Here is a 19147-nt window from a genome sequence, read left to right on the forward strand (position 1 = left end):
CGACTCTGATTCGCGACCCGGTTGAACCTAGTGATAGTTATAGGCTGCCGTTTATCGTTGCGCAGCCAGACTTATAACAAGGCAATGCTTAAACCAATCTGAAGTGAATTTTCGCCACGCGATTTTTGGCATGTATTTCTTGGTGAATTTCCAGTGCTTCACTGCGCATGTGGTTGCAGAATGCACAAAGGCCTTCGTGGTCGGCATGTGATTTTTCATGAGCTGACAATAAGTCGCCGCATCTTTTGCAACGAGTAATCTGCTGGAGTGTTTTCATGGTGATCGCCTCGTAATCGGAATTTGTGAAAATAACGCGCTATGGGTTTGTTGGGTGTCCGGCTCTTTGTAAGGAGAGCTAAACTACACACCGCAAAACCAATGCCACTAGAGATGCGGGCATGCGGTAAATATTTTAACTAATTGTTTCTGCGTTATTTTATGAGCTGACAATGCTGGAAAGCAGTGAAAAAATACACAAGAAATTGTTGATTTCAGCACTAAATATCGTAGCGTTTACGAAATGTCGTACAAAGTATTCGGGCGAGTCGATGATTCAGGGACGTTAGAGCCTTTTGCAGGTTGTCGGTCAATTAAAAGTCGGTATTAAGCTTTGGGGTTATGGGTACCTCTACGGCGGTCTCTCCAGCACCAGCGCGACGATTTGTAAGGGTCCGGTCAGTTAATGAGCTGAATTTGGACAAGCCCGTCGCATTTTTAGTGATGCTGCTAAGGGGTTTTACCGGCGGTTAAGTTTTGACGAAATATCGTCAACCATGCAAAAATATGTGATACATTTCGCTTTAAACGTATCGGGAGGATATTCCCATTTAACTAGGTAGTGTGCGTGTCCTACCGATGAAATGCTTGAGAGTCAGCATGCGGCAACGATACTATCCGGCTATATTCAAAACGCTAAGCGGCGCTATCGTTTCTTGTCTCAGCGCACTCGCCACCGTGGTTCCCGTCACGGCAGTTGCCGCAGGTCATATGGGACATATGTCCAGCCATGGCGCCACTGGGCTGCCGGGTGATTTTTTGTTGTTTCCGGCTTTGACCGGTATCGTCCGTTTCGATCAAGAACCTCAAAAAAAACTCAGTAATAGCGAGGTTATCCCAGAGATTAACGTGTTTTACACCACCGACTATCAGCGCTTTCGGTTTCTCGGCGAATGGCTGGTCAGTACCAAAACCCATAACTTGGAAAGATTTCAATTGGGTATGCACGTAGGGGACGAAGCTACTCTGTGGCTTGGTCGCTTTCATAACCCGATCGGCTACTGGAACATGCAGTTTCATCACGGCGCGTTTCTGCAAACCACTATCAGCAGGCCCGGCATTATGGCGTTCGAAACGGCCGGCGGCGTGATACCCAACCACTTGACCGGGTTTTTATGGGAAGGCGTCCACGATCTGGGTGAGGGCGGCCTTTATTACTCGGTTGGGGCTGGCGCGGGCCCGCAAATTAATAAAGGTTTGGAAGCATTCAATCTCGTGGAGCCGGGAGGTTCCCGTCGACCCGGTGTATCGTTTCGGCTGGGCTATCAACCCATCAGCTTCGGCGTGGACGAATTCGGCGTTTCCGGAGCGTATAACCAAATTCGTTCCGACGAGCCCGCCGTAAGAAACGTTAGTCAATTTGTCGCTAGCGCTTATGCGAATAAACAAATTCAATCAGTAAGGCTGCTAAGCGAAATTGTCTATGTGAACAACACCTTGGAAAGTCGGTTGGGCGGTAAAAGCTACGATGATTTTCTTAGCGCTTACGGGCAAGTCGAATGGGAACTCAATCCGACCTGGACTTTGGTCGGGCGGGTCGAAGGCACATTTGGAGGTAGGGATGATCCGTATCTGGCGATGTTTCCCCGATACGTCGAGGACAGGTTTCTCGGTGGCGTACGCTACAAACTCAATCATACCAATTCTTTAAAGCTTGAAGCCTCCCGCGATCATTTACGCGACGATCATTTCGGGCAAGTGATGTTTCAATGGAGCGCGGTGTTTCCATGAAACTGCTTCGCGGCCTAGGTATCGCTGGTCTATTACTGCTGCTGGGTGCGCAGAGCCTGTGGGCTATCACTCGCCACTCTCTGGTACTGGCCACCAGCGCCAACTCGTCCATGCCGGCTTTGACCGTGCAGGAGGCCAGAAAATTGTTTCTGGGCGTACCGCTGGAGAAGGGCGGTGAGCATCCCGTTCCGTTATTGAACATCAGCGATCCGTTAATTTTCGAAGTATTTCTGCAAAAAGTGGCCTTCATGTCGGCTAATGCCTATGAAAGCCAGACCATATCGGTGGTTTTCCGTCTCGGCGGTAAACGTCCGGAAAGTTTTAACGATCTGAAGAGCTTGGTCGATACGCTGCAACAGAATCCGGGCACGGTGACCTATTTGTGGGAGGATCAAGTCAGGGCCAATCAAGGCCTTAAATCCGTCAATGTGTTATGGCAAGGAGCCCTGGAATGAGTCGGTTTTTTCATAGTTTTAATGGCCGAATGATTCTGGCTGTTGTCGGTATTCATTTGCTGTTGGTGCCAGTGTTGTTGTTTGGCATTTATCGGGTGATTAAGCCCAGTTTGGAAGCGCAGTTTGTCAATTACGTCAGGTCCGATGCTTTGTTATTCAGCAATCTGGTCACGCCGCGGCTGGAGCATAGCAAGGCCGGCGAATTGCAAGGCTTGTTAGGCGAGTTTCTGTTGAACGGCCGTTTGGCGTTTGCGGAAATTGCCACCGAGCGCGGCAATATTCGCGCGGACATCGAGCTCAATGCCCAGCAGCAATTTCAGGAAGATTTTTTCTTCGGCGAGCACGACGACGATATTTATTTTTTAGCCGTGCCGATTCTGAATCCGGAAGACGGCTCGCTGGCGATGTTAAGGCTGGGATACGACGAACGGCAGATTCAACGCGACATTGCCACTATCTATCAGCGTAGCGCCTATTTTGTCGCGGTTTACATGGGCTTGACCCTATTGGTGGTTGGCCTGTTCGGGCGCAAACTGGTCATGCCGCTGGAACGTTTACGTGACGAAGCCGAACAAATCGCCGCCGGCAATCACACCGGGCAATTTAATTCCGGCACCAAGATTACCGAAGTGGCGGCGTTGGCGGAGCATCTGGAAAAAATGCGTCAAGCCTTGCTTTCCGCCCGTGACGCGGCGTTGCAGGCGGCCGGGGCGAAGAGCGAGTTCCTGGCGAATATGAGCCATGAAATCCGCACGCCGATGAACGGTATCATTGGCATGATAGGCCTGGCCTTGCGTACCGAACTTACCCCGCAGCAGCGCGAGTTTCTGGGGATGGCGAACAGCTCGGCGGATGCTTTGCTGCGTATCGTTAACGATATTCTGGATTTTTCCAAAATCGAGGCCCGTAAACTCGAGCTTGACCATGCGCCCTTTAAAGTCCGCGAGAGTCTTGGTGATACGTTAAAGTTACTGGCCGGCCATGCCCACGAAAAAGACTTGGAGTTAATGCTGCGCATCGACCCGGAAACCCCGGACGATTTGCTTGGCGACGTTGGCCGTTTGAATCAGGTTATTATCAATTTGGTCGGCAATGCCATCAAATTTACCCAGCACGGCGAAATCGTGGTGCAGGTCAAACCTGAATCGGTCGACGAAAACAAAGTCTGCCTGCAAATTGCGGTTAGCGATACGGGCATTGGCATTTCGCCGGATAAACAACAGCTTATTTTTGAAGCCTTCGCGCAAATAGACGCTTCTTCGACGCGGAAATTCGGCGGCACCGGTTTGGGTTTGTCGATTTCCTCGCGGCTGGTCGAATTGATGGGCGGGCGTCTGTCGCTGGAAAGCGAGGAACATAAAGGCAGTACTTTTTTCTTTACCGCCGTGTTTGACAGGCACACTAAAAGCGAGGTTGATGCACCCTTTCAACCGCTGATCGACGTCAAAAATCTTCCGGTGTTGATCGTGGACGACAATGCCATCAATTTACGGGTGTTCTCGGAAATCTTGAACCATTGGGGCATGCGCCCCACCACTGTCGATAGCGGTGACGCGGCTATCGCCGCATTGCGGAACATGGCGGAAACCGGTGAAGCCTATGCCTTGATTCTACTCGATGCGATGATGCCGATCATGGACGGTTTCATGGTGGCGCAAGCCATCAGAGAAGATCAACGCTTCGAGCCGGTGACCATCATGATGTTGTCGTCAGCCGACCGTCCTGACGATTGCGAACGCTGCCACGATTTGGGCATTAATCTGTACGTGCGTAAACCCGTCAAACATTCCGAGTTATGGAATGCCATTCAATCGGCGTTGGGTAAATCCGCCAAAGCCTCTGAAGCCTCGCCAACAGTATTGGCCGAGCCGCCTCGTAAATTAAAAATTTTGTTGGCGGAAGATAATCCGGTTAACCAATACATGGCAGTAGTGTTGCTGGAAGAACGCGGCCATACCGTAAAGGTGGCCAACAACGGACAGGAAGTGCTGGATATACTGGCGACCGATACCTTGTTCGATTTGATCTTGATGGATGTACAGATGCCGGTAATGGACGGCTTTCAGGCTACCGAAGCGATTCGGGCCGGAGAGCGCGAGACCGGCAAACGTATGCGCATTATCGCGATGACCGCACACGCCTTGAAAGGCGATAAGGAACGCTGTTTAGCCGTCGGTATGGACGATTACATCGCCAAACCGGTGCAAGAACAGGATTTGTTGGCAATGGTGGAGTGCTGGAATATGGCGGGAACAGAACAAGCGGACAACAACAGCGTAGCGTCTGCGCTATTGGCCGAGCCGGCGCTGGATTGGCAACAAGCCTTAAACCGGGTGCGCGGCAGACAGCAGATGTTGTGCAAAATGATGACCTTGTTCCAGGAGCAGTCCACACCGTTGTTGAACGACATGGCGGATGCGATACAGCGGCAGGATGCGGATTTATTGCGACTATCCGCGCATACGCTAAAAAGCTCGGCCAACAGTATCGGTGCATTCCCGTTCGGCAAGATCGCCCAGCAGCTGGAGACGATGGGCCACGAAGCCGCTTTTGTCGATGCGGCCGCCAGTTACGAGTTACTGCAACAAGCTAGCATCCGGTTGGAGCCGGCTATTCAGGACTATTTGCACGAGTTTCAGGAATAATGCTGCCGCCGATGTTTTGGATAGGTTAAGTTAAGGAGAAATGCATGACTCATAAACGCCAGCGCGAGAAACCGTTAATTTTGATGCTGGACGACAATCCGGTCAACCTGGAAGAATTGGCGGGCTTGGTCGATGAAGCCGGATTTGACGTGCTGCGCGCGGAAACCGGGGAAGTGGCTTTAGTACAAGCCGTGGCGCAGTTACCCGATCTGATTTTGCTGGATGTACTGATGCCCGGCATGGACGGCTTTACCGTCTGCCAGACCCTGAAAACCATTCCGACGACTCGCGATATTCCGGTGTTGTTCATGACGGCCTTGGCGGATACCGCCGATAAGTTAAAAGGTTTTCAAGTGGGAGCGGTCGATTACATCACCAAGCCGTTTCAATACGAAGAAGTGCTCGCCCGCGTGCAAACTCATCTGACCCTGCAAAAGTTGAAGTTGGAGTTGCAAGAAAAAGAGCAGCGCCTGTCGCGGATTTTCGAGAATGCGATGGACGCTATTTTGACGCTGGACGAAGCTGGGCGGATTACTTTGTTCAACGCTGCGGCGGAACAGATGTTTCGCTGTAAAGCGGCCGACAACATCGGCCGGGCGGTGGATCGATTTTTGTCGCCCGAGCTATACAAAACCCTGACGAATTTTCGCAACGGCGTGCCTGCGGAGCAAGCGATCTGGGTCTCGGAAGGCATGAGCGCGGTGCGCGCCGATGAGAGCACTTTCCCTATCGAAGCCACCATCTCCCGCGTGGAAGCCATCGGCCAGAAGCTTTATATTCTGATACTGCGTGACATCAACGAACGCAAAGCCCGGCAACAGGCGGAAGCGGAATGCAATACCTTGCGGGGCATTAATCTGTATCTACAAGAAGAAGTGTTGGCCAGCCGCGACGGAGAGGAATTGATCGGCAACTCCCCGGCATTGCATCAAGCCATGGATTTGGTGAGACAGGTTGCCAATACTGACGCGACCGTATTGATCACCGGCGAGACCGGTACCGGTAAGGAGTTGATCGCCCGGGCGATTCACAATCTCAGTGCCCGCAAAGACAAAACCTTGGTGAAATTGAATTGTGCGACGATCCCGGAAAATCTGGCGGAAAGCGAGTTGTTCGGTCACGAAAAAGGCTCGTTTACCGGGGCGATTGCCCGCAAATTGGGTCGTTTCGAACTAGCAAACGGCGGCACCTTGTTTCTGGATGAAATCGGCGAATTGCCGCTGGAGATGCAGGCTAAGTTACTGCGGGTACTACAGGAAGGCGAGTTCGAGCGGGTGGGCGGCACCCAAACCCTGACCTGTAATGTACGGGTCATCGCCGCCACCCACCGGGATTTGGCGCAGTTTTCGCAGCAGGGTAAATTCCGGGCCGACTTGTATTACCGTCTGAATGTGTTTCCCATCAATTTGCCGCCTTTGCGTGAGCGCAAGGAAGATGTGCCGTTTTTGGTTAAACATTTCATCGATAAGTACGCGGCAAAATTCGGCAAGAAAATCCAATCGATTCCGGAACGGATGATGGCCGATCTGCAAAGCTATTTCTGGCCCGGCAATATTCGCGAGCTGCAACATATCATCGAACGCGCGGTAATTTTAACCAAGGGCAGTCAGCTAGCAGCCGTCGATTGCGTGAATGTAATGGGTGCCGGCGCGCCCACCGCCGCGCCGATAGTCACCCTGGACGAAGCCGAGCGCGCGCATATTCTGAAAGCGCTGGAAGCGACGTCCTGGCGTATCGCCGGCAATCAGGGCGCCGCGAAGATTTTGGGCGTGCCATCCACGACCTTGCGGTCGCGGATGGAAAAGCTGGGGATCAGTAAACCGGCCTGAGTCAGGCTAGTTTTCAAAGACATCCACGCCTTTCGGCGCTTTGAAATTAAACAGGGCCTCGTCCAGCTTGGGATTGAGCTGAATGTTGGAAAAATAAATCCGGGTTAATTGCCCGAAATTGTCGCTCAGTTCCATGCCGCCCAACTGGTTGCCGTTCAGGCCGATCAGGATGTATTTAAAACCGCTTTCTTCGTTCTTAGGCGACAGCTTCACCCAGTTCATCCCATCATCCTCCTTGCCTTGCTCCTGTAGGGTAAACTTTTCCTCTATATCCACATCGCCGGTCAGCAACAGGGCGGGAGTAGAACCCAGCGAGTCGTCGAGCTGCTTTACCGTCACTTGTTCCAGATCGGCATCGTAAAACCAGACTTTACCGGCATTCGACACAATTTCCTGCACAAATGGTTTTTGGTAGTTCCAGCGAAACTTACCGGGGCGGCTCAGGTAAAACTTGCCGAAGCTGTTTTGCGCGGGACGGCCGCTTTTATCGAAACTGATTTGCTTGAAATCCGCCGTCAAGGACGCGCTGCCGGCTAAAAAACTTTTCAGCCGGGCAATCGGCGCATCGTCGGCCCAGACTGAAGAGGTGGTAGCGATCAGGAAAATCAGAGCAAAAATGTGTTTAAGAAACATAGTTAAAAAGGGTTCAGGTTATTAAGCCAGCTTTCGCCGGATTCCGGGCTTGCTCCGCAGTCGGCAAACTGGCTGGGCGCCGAGCCGTCCACGAAAGGCATTAATTTAGCGCCGGGGCAGCCTTCATTGCTGAGCAAGCCGCTGGCAGTGTCTATCCAGGTCATCTGCACGTTATCGGGCGGTACCAGACTGACCGGCTTTTTCGACACTTGCCGCATCAGCTCGGACCAGATTTGCAAGGCACCGGTTCCACCGGTCAAGCCGGTGGGTTTGTTGTCGTCGCGGCCAACCCAGACTACGGACAGAAAGTCGCCGCTAAAACCGGCAAACCAGCTATCGCGCAGTTGATTGGTGGTGCCAGTTTTGCCGACTAAGGCCATGTTTTGCGGTAGATAGTTATAAGCTGAATGACCGGTGCCGGCGTACATCACTTCCTGCAAAATGGTATTGGTGATAAAGCTGGCCGCCGGATCGACGGCTTGACGCACGGTAAACGGATAACTCTGTAAAGCTTTGCCATCGGCAGCGTTTACCGCGCGGATCGAACGCAGAGGGGTCGCATAGCCGTCGCCGGCCAGGGTTTGATATAGCTGCGTAACTTCCAGCGGGGTCAGCGGTTGCGCGCCCAGCAGGAAGGAGGGGAACAAATCCACCGGCCGGCTGACGCCCATGCTTTTTAAGGTGTTAGCAACTTTGGCCAAGCCAATGTCCATGCCTATCCGCACCGTCGCCATATTGTAGGAGTGTGCCAGGGCTTTATGCAGAGGCACGACGCCGTGTTCCTGATTGTCGTAATTGTCCGGCGACCAGGTTTTGCCTCTTTCGGCCGGAATTTCCAGGCGGGTGTCGCTGACAGGCGTGGCGATGGTGTAGCGGTCCGGATATTCCAGTGCAGTCAAATAGACTACCGGCTTGATCAAAGAGCCTATCGGCCGTACCGCATCCAACGCGCGATTGAAACCGGTATCCTCGGCGTCGCGCCCGCCGGCCAGCGCGACGATCTCGCCGCTGTCGCGGCGGGTAACGATGGCGGCGGTTTCCAGATCGTTACTTTTCGGACTTCTCTCCAGCTGTTTCAGTTTGGCGGCGATGGATTTTTCCAGCGTGTCTTGAATGCGGGTGTCCAAGGTTGTGACGATGCGCAAGCCTTCCGAGGTTAAATCGTCTTCTTTATATTCCTGCTTCAATTGGCGTTTGACCAAATCGATAAAACCCGGATAGCGATTGGCCGACCGATGAATCACAGTCGCAACACCTATGGGTTGTTTTTTGGCTTCGCTCACTTGCTGTGCGTCGATAAAACCTTCAGTGTGCATCGCGTCCAGCACGATGTTGCGGCGCTCCAGGGTGTGCTCGGGATTGCGGCGTGGATCGTATTCGGACGGTCCGCGCACCAGAGCCACCAAAGTGGCGACTTGATGCAGATTCAGGGTTTTTAAGGACTGGCCAAAATAGAATTCGCTGGCCAAACCAAAGCCATGTACCGCGCTGGCACCGTCCTGGCCAAGGAAGATTTCATTCAAATAAGCTTCCAGAATTTCGTCCTTGCTGTACCGGTATTCCAGAATAAAGGACATTAACGCTTCCTTGAGTTTGCGGCGCAAAGTACGTTTAGGATTCAGGAAAAAGTTTTTCACCAATTGCTGGGTGATGGTGCTGCCGCCCTGCACCATGCCGCCGGCTTTCACGTTCGACCACATGGCGCGGACGATGCCTTTCGGCGAGATGCCGAAATGGTTGTAAAAGTCTTTGTCTTCGGTAGACAGTAGGCCTTGCACCAGGGTTTGCGGCGCTTCGTCCAACTTGATCAGAATTCGGTCTTCCTTGCGGGTCGGATAAAAGCTGCCGATTTGTACCGGGTCCATACGCACGATGGCCAAGCTCTCGCCGGTGCCGGAGTCAGTAATGCTGGCGATGCCGCCGCTAGTGAAACTAACGCTGATTTTGCGGCTTTCCTGGGGGGTATTGCCAAAGTTGAAGGCGCGGGTACGGATGTTGATCTGGCCGCCCTTGACGAAATAAGAGCCTTCGCCGGCCAATTGATAATCCTGACGATAATGCAATTCCAGCAATAAGTCTTCCAGATTTTTGCTGGAAATTTCGTAACCGGCGTACAGCTCGACAGGGCTGGCATACACGCGAGCCGGAATAGACCAACGCTTGCCCTCGAATTGCTCGCGTACCGTGTAATCTAGGTAGCTGACATAAGCCGCCAGTACAAAAGCCGCTATTAAGAACAGCGAAACAAGCGCGCGTTTCAGCCATGATGCTTGGGGTTTCGATTTTCTGCGTCTAACGGTCGATTTGCTGCTTCTGGGTCGTCTGGCCATTAAGTCGGTATCTGATCTCGCCACCGGCATTTAGCGGCGGCTGTGTGTGAATGGGGCGAAAATTGCACCCGCTGGTTCGGCGCAATTCATTTAACTTGTTATTATCTAATAAAATGAGTACTTCCGCACAGATTGCTGGAGTTATTGAGGAGGATAGGCGAGTGCTGATAGTGAAACTGTTTCCGGAATGGTCGACCCAGCTACCGTCGATACTGATGCGTTTCGGCTTGGCGCTGCTGCTATCGCTGACGATAACGCCGGCTGTCGGCGCCGTCGAAAACCGGGTCGATATCGAAGCCTTTGTGCGTGACGGTTGTCCGCATTGCGAACAAGCTGAACAGTTTTTGGCGATTTTAAAAGGTGAGCAACCCGACATAAGGATCGTCATTCGCAATATCTCGCAAACGCCAACCGCCTTGGAACGATTGCAACAGATTAGCGAATCCCGGCAAGCCGGGCCAATCAGATTGCCGACATTTCTAGTGCGGGGCGAATATATCGTCGGCTATTCCGAAGAAGCCGGCAGTGGCGGTTTGATTCGTAATGCCTTGCGTGCCGGTGCGCGGCAAGTTGAAGCGTCCGACGCGGAGGCCGGCAGTTGCGAAGTGCAGGTCAGCGAATCTTGCGATGTGCCGGTTAGCCAGCCAGCCGCGCCCGAATCGGACGTGTTTGCCGTGAACTTATTCGGCAGACGCATCGGTCTTGACGAGGTCGGCTTACCGGCCTTTACGCTGGCCATGGGTTTGCTAGATGGTTTTAATCCGTGCTCGATGTGGGTATTGATTCTGATGATTTCGATGCTGGCGCCTATGCAAAATCGGCCCAGAATGTTGGCGGTGGCCGGGGCTTTTGTGGTGGTGGAAGGGCTGGCTTACTTTGTTTTTATGGCTGCCTGGTTGAATTTGTTTTTGTTGATAGGCTTATCGCGGGCCTCGGAATTGGTTATTGCCGGCATTGCCCTGTTGGCCGGCGCGATCAATCTGAAAGATTTTTGGGCGTTTGGCGTGGGTGTGTCCCTATCGATTCCCGCCTCCGCCAAACCCGGCATCTACAACCGGATTCGGCGGATCCTGCAAGCCGAAAATCTGGCGGGTGCAATGCTGGGTGCCGTGGTATTGGCCTTGCTGGTGCAGATTGTCGAGTTACTGTGTACGTCCGGGTTTCCGGCTCTTTACACCCGCATCCTCACCTTGCGGGAATTAAGCGGGCTGGACTATTACGGCTACTTATTGCTGTACAATCTGGCTTATATGTTGGATGACGTCATAGTGCTGGGTGTGGGCGTCGTCACTTTGAGTCAACATCGCTTGCAGGAAAAAGAAGGCCGTTGGCTGAAATTGCTCAGCGGTTTGGTGATGGTGGGCTTGGGGCTGTATTTAATTTTGCGGGGTTTAGTCGAGTAGATGGGGGTATTGCCGGCGGGCCGCCGTTTGACATCGGCATGCTTTCATACTATCACTTGCCTTAAAACCGAAACGATCTAGGAGAATTCGTGATTGATAACAAGCGCAGGCACCCGCGCCTAAAGCATCGTGCCAAAATCAGAATGACGGTGCCGGCTTCAGCAGTGGCTGTGGTTGTGGATATGCGGGACTTTTCCGAAACAGGCTTGTTTTTACTCTGTGCCAACGAATTAATTCCGCCGATTGGCGCGCTAGTGGAAGTACAAACCACCGAATTCGACGATGCGCCGATACAAACGGCTATTGTGGTAAGGGTAGAGCCGGACGTGGGGTTTGGCCTGGAGTTTGCGCCGCGTTGATCAGGCGGTCAGGTCTATAAGCTCGCCGTTACGGCTGGGTTGTTTTTGCGAATTTAACAATTCCCCGCGGGCTTTATTAGCCATTGCCGCAGCCTTGGCGGCGATGCTTTGATCCGGGCCTGACGGACTGGCCGGTGCTAATGCTGCACGGCGGATGGTGTCGGCTTTACGCAGAGTCGCTTCCGGGTCTCCGGCAACCTCCGAGACATCAATATTCACTTCACCGCCGGTAGCGTAACGTTGACCATCCGGCCCCGTCACAAAAGTAAAACGCGCACCACTGACGGCGATACCGCCGGCAGCACTTAAATGAGCTTGTTCGTGAGCTCGAACTTCCTGGTCGCGGGCTTTAAGCTCGGCAATTTGGCTTAGCTGTTCCGGACTATATTGGCCGGATTGGGCGCTTCCGCTTTTCGCGGTTTGGGGGATGGGTTCGACAGACGCTGCTTCGCCGGTCGCGGCTGGGCTGCGGGCGGTCAGCCGATATAGCGAGGTTTGATTGGAAGAGGCGGTGACCAGCATTTTGGGCCTCGAGCGGATTCTGTTAACTGGTTCTAAGAATACACCTTGACTTCATTCGAGTTCAAGTCTTAGACGCATATTTAGCCTGAGTTGTGGTGGTAGGCGCGACTGTGGAAGTCTTGCCTATTTTTTACTGCCTGGGGCCGTCATTCTCGCTGATGCGGGAATCCAATTTGTTAATTTCACTCGGCTCCTGCTTGCGCTGAAGAGACGATTATGAATTATTGGAAGTTCCCGCTAAATGTTCAGACTGTCTAAGGTCTGCAAAGCCCACTCAATATGCTCGCGCACCATCTCCGAATCGTGACTAGATCTGTCAGATAAAGCCGCTTTGGCCTCTGGCGTTGCTTGACCATTGCCCAGCGCGACCGCGATATTGCGCAGCCAGCGCAAATGGCCGATGCGGCGAATCGCCGAACCTTCGGTTTTTTGCAGAAACTCGGCTTCGGTCCAGGCAAACAACTCAAGCAAGGTGGCCTGATCCAAACGATGCCGGGGTTTGAAATCGTTTTCCGCGCTAAGTTTGGCGAAGCGGTTCCACGGACACACCAATTGGCAATCGTCGCAACCGTAAATTCGGTTACCCAGCAAGGGCCGAAACTCGACCGGGATGCTGCCATGCAATTCGATAGTTAAATACGATACGCAACGGCGGGCATCGACTTGATACGGGCCGACGATGGCTTGCGTTGGGCAAATATCCAGACAGGCCCGGCATTGCCCGCAATGATTGCTGGCGGCTTGGTCGCTTTGCAGCGCCAAGTCTGTGTAAATCTCGCCCAAAAAAAACCAGGAGCCGGCCCGGCGGTTGATCAGATTACTGTGCTTGCCTATCCAGCCCAACCCGGCTTTCTCGGCGATGGCTTTTTCCAAAACCGGGGCGCTATCGACAAAGGCCCGGTAGCCGAACGGGCCAATCTCCGCGCTGATTTTGTCCGCCAGTTTTTGCAATCTATTCCGCAGCAGTTTGTGATAATCCCGGCCCAAGGCATAGCGGGAGACAAACGCCGCAGCCGGATCGTCCAATAGCCGCTGGCTGGCAGCGGGCGGTTCCGGCAAATAGTCCATCCGGGCCGAAATAATGCTGCGCGTGCCTTCCTGCAGCAAGGCCGGTCGACTGCGTTTCAAACCGTGGGCGGCCATGTACTGCATCTCGCCGTTAAAGCCTTGGTCCAGCCAATGCTGTAGATGCCGTTCGGCGTCGTTCAGGTTGGTATCGCTGATGCCGATCTGCTGAAAACCCAATTCCTCGCCCCATTGCTTGATGCGTTGGACAAGCGCTGTCAAATCTTCGGTTTGGTGGGGAGGACTGTTCAATCTAACGGAACCTTAGGCAAAATGTGTAGGGTCGAATTTATTCGACCTTAGGCTTTAAACAGCGGACAGGCCGAATAAATTCGGCCCTACATCCAATATTAGAACGGGTGATTTTATAAAAAGTCTACCTGAACATTTTTGATAAACGGCAATTCGCCCATCCCGGTTATTTGTCTTCTTTCTTATCAAATACCCCGCTAAAACTAAAGCCAATATCGATTTTGCCTATCTCCTCTATCACTTTCTGGCTTAATTCAGCCACCGGCTTATCGGAAAACACCGCGTAACGCATCAAATTTTCCGTATAGGTTTGCTTGTCTTTGTATTGGCTGTAAAACGCGAACATCAACGCCGCGATGCCGGTGACGGTGGTTTGCACAATCGCCGATTTATACCATTCGCGCTCGCCCAGCCGGTCTTTCAACAATACGCCCAGAGCCGGCCATAAAAACACCGCCATCGCAGACACCAGGGACAACCAGAAAAACACTTTGTTTAAAATCGCATAGCTTCTGGCTTTGGCATACAGATCATAAATCAACACCAACTTGCGCTCTTCGTCTACTGTTGTAGGTTTAGTTTCGCCTGCCGGGCCAGTTTTACAGACAGCGGTTTTGGCGTAATCCATCAGCAATTTCGCACTGGTTTGATTGGGATTAAGGATGTTGATGACGTCCTTATCGCAGGATTCCGACGCGCATCCGCTCAGCGCAATTAGTGTCACGGTGATCAACAGAAACTGACGCATGGTTTTGCTCCGTATCGATTTAGTGGGGCAATTGTTGCATAATCGATTGGATAGATCGTGGGGAAAATGCTCTGTTAACCAACGAGGTGGCTACCAGATGATTTATCATCCTTCAATGTTTAGCTATTTAAATTCTTGTTAGAACTTTCAGGATAGCCATGGCTTCTCCAGTAGAACAGTTGTACGAAACTATATACGGTGAGTTGCCGTCGAAATCAGGAGCAGCGTTCGAGCGCCTTGCGTCCATTGCCATTTTCTTGCTCGAGGGTGGCGAAGTACGTCACGACGCCAATTTGAGAGGGCAGTTTTCTAAAACTCTGTATCAACTTGATGTTCATCACAAGCCAACTGCAGGTGACAAAGCAACAATGGGCGAGGCAAAGGATTATTCCAACAGGGGAGCAAAAGTTGGTAGAGGAGATCTTCAAAAACTAGGCGGAGCTTTGCCAGACCTTGCTGAAATCAAAAGTGGCGCGTTTTTCTCTGCTACTGGTTTCACCGCTCCTGCAAAAAAGTATGCACAGGCAGCAAAGGCCATAACCGGAGGAAAGGAAATCAACCTTTATGAACTCTTGCTAAGCACTGAGCAAGATGAAAATGGATTCGTAAAAAAGATCATCATCAACGTACACTTTGAGATTCCAGCGCCATCCCATGGTCAGTTCATCCCAGCATTAACAGAGGAAGCCCAAGAGCTATTGAAGTCCAAGTTCCTCAAGGAAGGCGAGTCAAAGTTTACATACCAGTTAGGGCTGAGTGAGTTCTTTGATGCGTCGGGAAGTCCTATACTATCCCTGGAAACACTAACGACCACTGGGTATGGCGAGGCGAGCGATGATGACAAAACGTCCCATGGTTGCTATTTGCTGCCTGGGCATCACTTGAACATAAATGGGGTCCTAGCAGAACTCAAAGGACTTGAATACCATGTCCCTCACGAGTATTTCACAAGGCAAATCATCATCACGGATGACAGCACGAATAGATTCGTGGTGAAGGATGAGTCAGGCGAATCTCTATTAATTCTTACGGACAAACGCTTGCGAGAGTTTTCATTCGACGATCAGGGGAATTTACTCAAAAAATAGGCAAAAATTTTAACTGTCGATCCAATGAACACCAACACTTTGTGTCGTCTCTGGATAACATGGATATTGAAAGTATAACTTGTCATTGTGTTGAAGTTTTCGTAAGAGCGAGCAGATAATCGGAGTGTCAACCTCCACCCTTGTTAGCGGTGATTGAATTTGCTTAGGCGGAAGATAGGTGCTGTCCGACAAAATGCCAGAGAAGAGCATTTACGCAATCCCGGTAAAATCAGCGCCAATAATCTCAATATTCTATCGATTTTCCCAAGGCCACGACATGCAAACGCCCCAAAACAAACTCTACTGCACCGCCCAAATTCGCGAGGCCGAGCGATACGCGATCGACGAACTGGGGATTCCGGGCCGGGAATTGATGCGCCGGGCCGGTTACGCGCTGTTCGAGCAGATACGGCAGCATTGGCCGGAACAACAAATAGTCACTGTGTTTTGCGGCGCCGGCAATAACGGCGGCGATGGTTACGTGGTTGCGAAGTTGGCCTTGCAGGCAAATTATCAGGTAAGCGTTTATGCCTTGACCGATCCAAATGTTTTGCCGGGCGACGCGCTTAGTGCCTATCAAGATTTTTTACAGGCTGGTGGCAGTGTCAGCGACTTCGAAGCCGGACAATCCAAGCTGCAAGGCGTCATAGTCGATGCCTTGTTCGGTATCGGTTTGAGTCGTGATGTGGGTGAAGTTTATACGTTAGCCATTGCGGCTATCAATGCTTCGAGCTGTCCGGTGGTTGCCGTTGATGTGCCGTCTGGTTTGCATGCCTACACCGGCTCGGTATTGGGTTGCGCGGTCAAGGCTGATTTGACGGTGACTTTCATCGGTTTGAAGTGCGGCTTGTATACCGGAGAAGCGGCTGAGTATTGCGGTGAGATCGTTTGCAGCACTCTGGATATAGAGGACGCAGTTCTTGCGGCAATGCCGCCATTCGCGCTATTGCTGGACAAAATCGAGTTGCCGCGCCGCGCGCGCATTGCCCACAAAGGCCATTTCGGGCATGTGTTGTTGGTTGGCGGCAATCTGGGTTATACCGGGGCGATACGTTTGGCGGGCGAGGCGGCCTTGCGTTCCGGCGCCGGTCTGGTTAGCATCGCCACCCGCGCCGCGCATAGCAGCTTGATTAATATTGGCCGGCCGGAGTTAATGTGTCATGGCGTGGAATGCGGCGAAACTTTGCAAGCCTTGCTGGATAAAGCCAGCGTGGTGGTGATCGGGCCGGGTCTGGGGCAGGATGATTGGGCCAGGGAGATGTTTAACACAGTAATAGCCAGCGATAAGCCTTGCGTGCTCGATGCCGACGCCTTGAATTTGCTCGCGGAGCAGTCGACGCGGCGCGAGAATTGGGTGTTAACACCGCACCCCGGCGAAGCCGCACGCTTGCTGGGTTGTAATACGCGGCAAATCTCGTCAGATCGTTTTGCAGCCTTAACGGACATGCAAAATCAGTACGGCGGCACCTGTTTATTAAAAGGCGCCGGCACCTTGATCAGTAACGGCGAAACGGTGTATGTCGGCACTACCGGCAACCCAGGAATGGCTAGCGGTGGCATGGGCGATGTGTTGTCGGGTTTGATCGGCGGCTTGCTGGCACAGGGGTTGAGCTTGGATGAAGCGACGCGGTTGGGCGTGTATGTGCATGGCGAAGCCGCCGACAGTTTGGCTTTGGAATTTGGCGAGCGTGGCTTGCTGGCCGGCGACTTGCCGGAACGAATTAGGAAATTATTGAATTAATGAATATCTCGCTGGAAACCCCCGAAGATACCGAAGCGCTGGGCGCCGCGCTCTGGCAAGCCCTGCCGGCAAAATGTCTACTATTTTTGTACGGCGAATTGGGCGCCGGCAAGACCACACTGGTACGCGGCTTGTTACGTGCCGCCGGTCATCAAGGCGCGGTGAAAAGCCCCACGTATACCTTGGTTGAGGAATATGAAGTGAATAGCCGGCGCTTGTTTCATTTTGATTTGTATAGGCTGAAAGATCCGGAAGAACTGGAATGGATGGGCATGGACGATTATCTGAATCAAAACGCGTTGTGCTGCATCGAATGGCCGCAAATGGGCGCGGGGTTTTTGCCCACGGCCGATCTGGAAGTAAAGTTGAATTATTTTCAGCAACAACGTACCGCTGAAATCAATGTGTTAGCAAAAAATCGGCTAAATGGTATAAAACTAAACTGGAAAAACAATAACCTACTGCTATAATTTCAACGAAGTTGTCACTAGTGGAAATGCGGGGTATGCAGCAGATGTTTAGAATTTTCTGGATATGGGGTTTGTTATTACCCACGTTTTCCGCATTCGCGGCTCAGACTGAACTGGGTGCGGTCACTTACTCATCGGCCAATCAACTATTGGTCAACCTGCCGAGCACGGTCAAGCATCACGCGTTTGTTTTGAAAAGTCCTAACCGTCTGGTCGTGGATTTTGTCGACGCCAAAATGACGCAGGGTTTGAATCAACCGGCTGCGGATCATCCCTTGTTTGGCTTTGCCCGTAGCGCGATGCGTAACAACAAAGATTTGCGTATCGTCGTCGAATTGAAATCTGATGCCGACGCCAAAGTAGCCATGGTCGGCAAGAATCTGCAAATCGATTTGGCCGCAAAAGATCAGCCGGCGCAGCCGCAATTGGCAGCCAAACCAGCGGAAAGAGCGTTTACTCCTGTCGTTGCGGTTAAAACTGAAAAAACGGCAGCCACATCAGTGATTGCCGTTGCCGAAAAAGCCGATAAATCCAGCAAAAAATCCGAGACCACTGCCAAACCTGTCGCGGTTAAATCCGTCGCCAAAGCCAAAGGTCGTAACATCATCGTTGCCATCGATGCCGGCCACGGCGGTAAGGACGTCGGTGCGCAAGGCGCTAACGGCACCCAGGAAAAAGACGTGGTCTTTGCGATTGCCAAGAGTTTGCAAGGGATGGTCAACAGCCAGCCGGGCATGAAGGCGGTGATGATTCGTGACGGCGATTATTTTGTGAAGTTAAACGAGCGCCGCCGCATTGCCCGTGCCGCTAAAGCCGATTTGTTCGTGTCCATCCACGCCGATGCGTTCAGCGATAGCCAAGCGCATGGCGCATCAGTTTATACCTTGGCGAGCAACGGTGCTTCCAGCGCCGGTGCCGGTTGGTTGGCCGCCAGTGAAAACGCGGTAGATGGCGGCGGCGAGGACAGGGATGACACATTGACGTCGGTATTGATGGACTTATCCAACAAAGCCGCGAAAGAAGCTAGTCAGAATGTCGGCAACAAGGTTTTAAGAAGCGTGAAAAGCGTCGGCCATCTGCATAGAAGCGCGGTGCAAAAAGCCGGTTTCGTGGTGTTGAAGTCAGCGGAAATTCCCTCGATTCTGGTGGAAACCGCCTTCATTTCCAATCCGGAAGAAGAGCGTCGTTTGAATACCAAGGCCTATCAAAACAAAATGGCTTCGGCGGTATTTAGCGGGATAGTCGGCCACTTTAAACAATATGCGCCGGCCGATACGATGATGGCTCAGCTGAATCGTTCCGGCAAATCCAAAGCAGTGCAATTGGCTGCGTTGGCTGTGGATGACAATGAACCGGTGGCTAAAGCGAAAACAGAGCAAAAACCGCTGTTGGCGGCTAGAGAGCTGGATGCTGCTCCGACAGTGGTGGCGAGCAATGCCGGCACCCATCATGTGATCAACCGCGGCGAAACGCTGTCCGGCATAGCCCAACAATACGGGATCAGTATGCGGGCTTTGCGTATGGCCAATGCGATGAACGACGGCAACGTGCGCATCGGCCAAGTGTTGCAGATTCCGCGAGACAGCTAATAATCCAATCT

General features: G+C 52.3%; 16 protein-coding genes. 10 read left to right on the forward strand and 6 right to left on the reverse strand.

The features are described 5' to 3' along the window. Window positions 1-88 precede the first annotated feature (88 nt). Entirely contained in the window at window positions 89-277 is a 189-nt protein-coding gene (locus tag A1332_RS25450; protein WP_157204076.1) for a hypothetical protein, read from the reverse strand. Between the two features lie 599 nt (window positions 278-876). Between A1332_RS25450 and A1332_RS21265 the strand changes: the two genes are divergently transcribed. Genes A1332_RS21265 through A1332_RS21280 form a run of 4 tightly spaced genes read left to right on the forward strand, consistent with a single transcriptional unit; the run spans window position 877 to window position 6936 of the window. Then, the gene (locus tag A1332_RS21265) at window positions 877-2007 is read left to right on the forward strand and encodes a hypothetical protein (RefSeq protein WP_157204077.1); all 1131 of its coding nucleotides are present in this window, start codon (window positions 877-879) and stop codon (window positions 2005-2007) included. After that, window positions 2004-2462, forward strand: a complete 459-nt coding sequence (locus A1332_RS21270) for a hypothetical protein (RefSeq protein WP_064010420.1) — start codon at window positions 2004-2006, stop codon at window positions 2460-2462. Before A1332_RS21265 ends, A1332_RS21270 begins: the two co-directional genes overlap by 4 nt. Beyond that, window positions 2459-5107, forward strand: a complete 2649-nt coding sequence (locus A1332_RS21275; RefSeq protein ID WP_064010421.1) for a hybrid sensor histidine kinase/response regulator — start codon at window positions 2459-2461, stop codon at window positions 5105-5107. Before A1332_RS21270 ends, A1332_RS21275 begins: the two co-directional genes overlap by 4 nt. Window positions 5108-5151: 44 nt before the next feature. Then, a complete protein-coding gene (locus A1332_RS21280; RefSeq protein WP_064010422.1) occupies window positions 5152-6936 on the forward strand; it encodes a sigma-54-dependent Fis family transcriptional regulator in 1785 nt (594 codons plus the stop codon). A 6-nt stretch (window positions 6937-6942) separates the two neighbouring features. Here A1332_RS21280 and lolA read toward each other — a convergent pair whose 3' ends face one another. Then, on the reverse strand, window positions 6943-7569 hold the full coding sequence (gene lolA, locus A1332_RS21285; RefSeq protein ID WP_064010423.1) for an outer membrane lipoprotein chaperone LolA: 627 nt from the start codon (window positions 7567-7569) through the stop codon (window positions 6943-6945). A gap of 2 nt (window positions 7570-7571) precedes the next feature. Beyond that, window positions 7572-9899 carry a penicillin-binding protein 1B gene (gene mrcB / locus A1332_RS21290; RefSeq protein WP_064010498.1) on the reverse strand — a complete coding sequence of 776 codons (2328 nt, stop codon included), beginning with the start codon at window positions 9897-9899 and terminating at the stop codon, window positions 7572-7574. Between the two features lie 161 nt (window positions 9900-10060). Between mrcB and A1332_RS21295 the strand changes: the two genes are divergently transcribed. Together A1332_RS21295 and A1332_RS21300 are read left to right on the forward strand one after the other, a co-directional pair. After that, the gene (locus tag A1332_RS21295) at window positions 10061-11302 is read left to right on the forward strand and encodes a glutaredoxin family protein (RefSeq protein WP_082879820.1); all 1242 of its coding nucleotides are present in this window, start codon (window positions 10061-10063) and stop codon (window positions 11300-11302) included. 89 nt (window positions 11303-11391) lie between these two features. After that, window positions 11392-11661 (forward strand): PilZ domain-containing protein, encoded by a 270-nt coding sequence (locus A1332_RS21300; RefSeq protein ID WP_064010424.1) that lies wholly within the window; start codon window positions 11392-11394, stop codon window positions 11659-11661. On the opposite strand, the gene A1332_RS21305 is transcribed toward A1332_RS21300, so the two are convergent. The 3 genes from A1332_RS21305 to A1332_RS21315 all read right to left on the reverse strand — a co-directional run bounded on the left by A1332_RS21305 (window position 11662) and on the right by A1332_RS21315 (window position 14248). Next, entirely contained in the window at window positions 11662-12183 is a 522-nt protein-coding gene (locus A1332_RS21305; protein WP_064010425.1) for a putative metalloprotease CJM1_0395 family protein, read from the reverse strand. Window positions 12184-12420: 237 nt separating this feature from the next. Then, entirely contained in the window at window positions 12421-13500 is a 1080-nt protein-coding gene (gene queG, locus A1332_RS21310) for a tRNA epoxyqueuosine(34) reductase QueG (RefSeq protein WP_064010426.1), read from the reverse strand. 166 nt (window positions 13501-13666) lie between these two features. Then, on the reverse strand, window positions 13667-14248 hold the full coding sequence (locus tag A1332_RS21315) for a hypothetical protein (RefSeq protein ID WP_064010427.1): 582 nt from the start codon (window positions 14246-14248) through the stop codon (window positions 13667-13669). 158 nt (window positions 14249-14406) lie between these two features. On the opposite strand from A1332_RS21315, the gene A1332_RS21320 reads away from it, so the two are divergent. The 4 genes from A1332_RS21320 (at window position 14407) to A1332_RS21335 (ending at window position 19136) form a co-directional block, all read left to right on the forward strand. Then, window positions 14407-15336 carry a restriction endonuclease gene (locus A1332_RS21320; protein ID WP_064010428.1) on the forward strand — a complete coding sequence of 310 codons (930 nt, stop codon included), beginning with the start codon at window positions 14407-14409 and terminating at the stop codon, window positions 15334-15336. A 277-nt stretch (window positions 15337-15613) separates the two neighbouring features. Next, complete coding sequence (locus A1332_RS21325) at window positions 15614-17077, forward strand: bifunctional ADP-dependent NAD(P)H-hydrate dehydratase/NAD(P)H-hydrate epimerase (protein ID WP_064010429.1); 1464 nt, start codon at window positions 15614-15616, stop codon at window positions 17075-17077. Beyond that, window positions 17077-17547: a tRNA (adenosine(37)-N6)-threonylcarbamoyltransferase complex ATPase subunit type 1 TsaE gene (gene tsaE, locus A1332_RS21330; RefSeq protein WP_064010430.1), complete on the forward strand. Its 471-nt coding sequence runs from the start codon at window positions 17077-17079 to the stop codon at window positions 17545-17547. Before A1332_RS21325 ends, tsaE begins: the two co-directional genes overlap by 1 nt. 35 nt (window positions 17548-17582) lie before the next feature. Beyond that, window positions 17583-19136 carry an N-acetylmuramoyl-L-alanine amidase gene (locus A1332_RS21335; protein ID WP_064010431.1) on the forward strand — a complete coding sequence of 518 codons (1554 nt, stop codon included), beginning with the start codon at window positions 17583-17585 and terminating at the stop codon, window positions 19134-19136. Window positions 19137-19147: the final 11 nt, after the last annotated feature.

Origin of the sequence: Methylomonas methanica, assembly GCF_001644035.1 — a bacterium.
Taxonomy (GTDB): Bacteria; Pseudomonadota; Gammaproteobacteria; order Methylococcales; family Methylomonadaceae; genus Methylomonas; species Methylomonas methanica_A.

What these genes read in the sequence shown, in the direction of transcription:
- A1332_RS25450 (WP_157204076.1), bottom strand. Translation starts at nt 277, where the DNA reads ATGAAAACACTCCAGCAGATTACTCGTTGCAAAAGATGCGGCGACTTA.
- A1332_RS21265 (WP_157204077.1), top strand. Translation starts at nt 877, where the DNA reads ATGCGGCAACGATACTATCCGGCTATATTCAAAACGCTAAGCGGCGCT.
- A1332_RS21270 (WP_064010420.1), top strand. Translation starts at nt 2,004, where the DNA reads ATGAAACTGCTTCGCGGCCTAGGTATCGCTGGTCTATTACTGCTGCTG.
- A1332_RS21275 (WP_064010421.1), top strand. Translation starts at nt 2,459, where the DNA reads ATGAGTCGGTTTTTTCATAGTTTTAATGGCCGAATGATTCTGGCTGTT.
- A1332_RS21280 (WP_064010422.1), top strand. Translation starts at nt 5,152, where the DNA reads ATGACTCATAAACGCCAGCGCGAGAAACCGTTAATTTTGATGCTGGAC.
- lolA (WP_064010423.1), bottom strand. Translation starts at nt 7,569, where the DNA reads ATGTTTCTTAAACACATTTTTGCTCTGATTTTCCTGATCGCTACCACC.
- mrcB (WP_064010498.1), bottom strand. Translation starts at nt 9,899, where the DNA reads ATGGCCAGACGACCCAGAAGCAGCAAATCGACCGTTAGACGCAGAAAA.
- A1332_RS21305 (WP_064010425.1), bottom strand. Translation starts at nt 12,183, where the DNA reads ATGCTGGTCACCGCCTCTTCCAATCAAACCTCGCTATATCGGCTGACC.
- A1332_RS21315 (WP_064010427.1), bottom strand. Translation starts at nt 14,248, where the DNA reads ATGCGTCAGTTTCTGTTGATCACCGTGACACTAATTGCGCTGAGCGGA.
- A1332_RS21320 (WP_064010428.1), top strand. Translation starts at nt 14,407, where the DNA reads ATGGCTTCTCCAGTAGAACAGTTGTACGAAACTATATACGGTGAGTTG.
- A1332_RS21325 (WP_064010429.1), top strand. Translation starts at nt 15,614, where the DNA reads ATGCAAACGCCCCAAAACAAACTCTACTGCACCGCCCAAATTCGCGAG.
- tsaE (WP_064010430.1), top strand. Translation starts at nt 17,077, where the DNA reads ATGAATATCTCGCTGGAAACCCCCGAAGATACCGAAGCGCTGGGCGCC.
- A1332_RS21335 (WP_064010431.1), top strand. Translation starts at nt 17,583, where the DNA reads ATGCAGCAGATGTTTAGAATTTTCTGGATATGGGGTTTGTTATTACCC.